Here is a 1,642-nt window from a genome sequence, read left to right on the forward strand (position 1 = left end):
AGCCTGGATGCGCCGATGTCGAGGGCCGCGGTGGGTGAGTCCTGACAGACGAATGCCCTTCTTGCTTGGGACGATGGGAGTTCTTCACGCTTCCACGTCACCCAGCAGAAGGGCACCCGGTAATGCGAGTCTCCCACAGCTTTGCGGCTGATTTCGATGACCCCAATCTCGTGTCCACCGCCGGGCTGCTCCCGGTGATGGGCCTGGCCGAGGAGGCCGGGCTCCACGAGCTGGTCGCCGACCGCCTCACGGTGGCCGGTCCGGCCGGGTCCAACGCGGCCGCGAAGGTCCCGGCCCTGGTGGCGGGCATGGTCGCCGGGGCCGACAGCATCACCGACCTGGGCCTGTTGCGCCACGGCGGGATGAGCCGGTTGTTCTCCGGGCTGCGGGCCCCGACCACGCTGGGCACGCATCTGCGCGCCTACACCTTCGGTCATGTGCGCCAGCTCGACGCGGTGGCCTCCCGTCTGCTGGCCAACCTCGCCGACCGGGTTCCGGGCCTGGTAGCCGGCGCCGATCAGGTCGCCTACCTCGATGTGGACGACACGATCCGTGAGACCCATGGGTACGCCAAGCAGGGCACCGGCTACGGCTACTCCGGGGTGCGGGGACTCAACGCGCAGTTGGCCACCCTTTCGACCCCGTCGGCGGCGCCGGTGATCGCCGCCACGAGGCTGCGCCGTGGCGCTGCGGCCTCGGCGCACGGGGCTGCGCGGTTGATCGCCGAAGCGCTGGCCACGGCGAAGAAGGCCGGGGCCACGGGGACGATCACGGTCCGGGCGGACTCCGCCTACTACAACCGGGACGTGGTCGCGGCCGCACAAGCGGGCGGGGCGCACTTCTCGATCACCGCGCGGATGGACCCGGCCGTGACCGCCGCGATCAGCCGCATCCCCGAGCAGGAGTGGGTCGGCATCGAGTACCCGCACGCGATCTTCGACGAAGAGGAGGGCCGGTGGATCTCCGACGCGGAGGTCGCCGAGGTTCCCTACACCGCGTTCACCTCACGCCGGAAGGCCGAGCACGTCACCGCACGGTTGATCGTGCGCCGGGTCAGGCGCCTGAACCCCGCCACGGCCCCGGCCGGACAGGACGAGCTGCTGGCCGCCCACCGCCATCATGCGGTGTTCACCGACTCGCCGCTGGCCATGATCGAGGCCGAGTCCTCCCACCGTGACCACGCCGTGGTGGAGCAGGTGATCGCCGATCTGAAGGCCGGCCCGCTGGCGCACATGCCTTCGGGGGTGTTCACGGCCAACGCCGCTTGGCTGGTGTGCGCGGCCATGGCCTTCAACCTCACCCGCGCGGCCGGGGTGATCGCCTCGAGACGGCACGGACGGGCCCGCGCCGCCACGATCCGCGCCCAGCTCATCCAGGTGCCGGCCCGGATCGCCAACCACGCCCGTCGATGGCGGCTGCACCTGCCCACGCGCTGGCCCTGGCAGGCCGCCTGGGAGAATCTCTTCGACCGCGCCCACGAGACCGCTACCGCAATCGCCTGATAATTCTTCCCTGACCGCACGAGCGAGGACACGAAGTGGAAAGGCCGGGCAGACCGGCGACCCGCGCACGCCCAAAACCAGAAATCGCCGGCTGGATCCAGATCAGCTCACCAGAAAATCAACGTCGGCGCATCCAGGCT

At 70.3% G+C, this 1,642-nt stretch carries 1 protein-coding gene; it reads left to right on the top strand.

What is annotated here, in order from left to right; translation table 11 throughout:
- Positions 1-122 precede the first annotated feature (122 nt).
- Positions 123-1,502 carry an IS1380 family transposase gene (locus E7Z53_RS19810; RefSeq protein ID WP_176338693.1) on the top strand — a complete coding sequence of 460 codons (1,380 nt, stop codon included), beginning with the start codon at positions 123-125 and terminating at the stop codon, positions 1,500-1,502.
- Positions 1,503-1,642 lie beyond the last annotated feature (140 nt).

This window comes from Kocuria salina (assembly GCF_013368965.1).
Lineage (GTDB): Bacteria > Actinomycetota > Actinomycetes > Actinomycetales > Micrococcaceae > Kocuria > Kocuria rosea.